The organism is Alteromonas sp. BZK5, from assembly GCF_014349115.1.
Classification (GTDB): domain Bacteria; phylum Pseudomonadota; class Gammaproteobacteria; order Enterobacterales; family Alteromonadaceae; genus Alteromonas; species Alteromonas macleodii.
Genome location: NZ_JACSOE010000244.1, coordinates 1 through 1,587, shown reverse-complemented (window position 1 = coordinate 1,587; position 1,587 = coordinate 1). Strand labels below are relative to the sequence as shown.

Sequence of the window (1,587 nt, the reverse complement as noted above, 5' to 3'; positions counted from 1 at the left end):
GTTTTTTAAGCCCCCCTCGTGTATTTCATCAACAACGATTTGTTGAATACCAAGTTTTTCAAAACAAAAATTAGTTTTGTCTTTCTTCTGTCGGTTTAAGACACTGAGCATTTTTGAATTTAGTGAGCGTTTAACTTTTTCTAACTCTCTAAGGGTGAGTTTATCATCAGTGCTTTTTATTTGTTCTTCGACTTCTTCTATGTAGTCTTGAATAAAGCCCGTTGTGTAATCATCTGAGCAAGGGATCAGGCCGAACGTGGAGCGAGTAATTAGCACGATAGGCCAATCACCAAAAGCAATGTTTGCCAAAAAAGCTTCACGTTGTTTCTTAGAAGTCATGTACTCAGTACCTACGAGCACCTTGCTAGCGAGTGAGGGATAAAACTTGTTGATTTCATTTATCCAGTTATTGATTAAATGATTTGGCACGACAATCATAGCTTTAAATCTCTGCCCTTTATTTTGTTTTTGCAGTTGATAAAGCATCGAGATAAGGCTTAATGAAATCAGTGTTTTTCCAGCCCCCACACTGGCATCACACAATAAGCTTTTTGTCATAACGCCACGCATAATGCAGGATAATTGGTGAGGTCGCGCTTTTATTGTTCGGTTTTGACCGGGTAAATAACCTTCATCGTCGGTTAATATTGAGCCGTCAAAAACAGGCTCTACGAAAGCGTTGAATTGTTGATTGTAGAGTTCGGTTAGCGTTTCTTTTCTGACCGGACAAGCAAAGATCCATTTTCCCCATTCATCCTTGATTCGTTCTGCGTTGTTTTGTAGTAATTCAGTTTCAGTTTTATTGATGATGGGTTTGCCGTTTGAGTTTCTATCTACCACTTTAAGTGGCGCGAAATTCAGTAACTTTTTGATAATATCAACTGCATTAACTCTGTGGTTTCCATACGTTGTAGTATTCCTAGACCAATCCACATGATAACTTTCGATGTTAGTTACCCACCTGCCAGCGACATAATTAGTACTGGCCTGCTCCAAGTAGTCATTTTTTATTTGTAGTAAATGGTGAATAAAGTCCTTTAGGTATTCATCAGGTAGCCACGGCGCGCCAAACGCGACCGTAATTTCTCCTGCATTGAGTTTTTCAGGCGCGATTTCTTTTAGTGCGTTTATATTGCCTTGTAGCTGGGGATATTCGCTTAGGTTCGCTTCTGCGTCCTTAATCTTTTTAATCACATTGCCCGAGAGATAAAGATCCTTATATTCGTAGGCCTTTCTGATTGGGTTGAAAAATATTGCACCCGTTAAGCTTTGCAATAAATCATTTTCTGGTAGGCCGCTAATTTCCGTCATATAGGGTAAATCGACTTTGCCTTTAAACTTCAAACTAGCGATTAACGCATCGGATGGTGTTTCGACTTTGGGCTTATTTTCAACAGGCGAATTAAGCCTTTCAGAAAATATCTGTGCTTTTTCCCAGCTAGGCTCTACCGGAGATATTCCCTGTTTGAGCGCAACACGTTCTGATACACCTTCTTCGTAATCGACCTCTAGACCGAGCAAAGCGCCAAATGATGCACATTCACGCATGAATCCATTACCTCTACCCGATATTGCGCCGTACAATTT

The 1,587-nt window shown here is 40.1% G+C and carries 1 protein-coding gene; it reads right to left on the bottom strand.

Annotation, left to right across the window (positions count from 1 at the left end; all coding sequences use genetic code 11):
- Positions 1 to 1,548: SNF2-related protein (locus BIZ39_RS21670; protein ID WP_187448092.1), on the bottom strand; the 1,548-nt coding region annotated here is incomplete at its 3' end.
- Between the last annotated feature and the right edge of the window lie 39 nt (positions 1,549 to 1,587).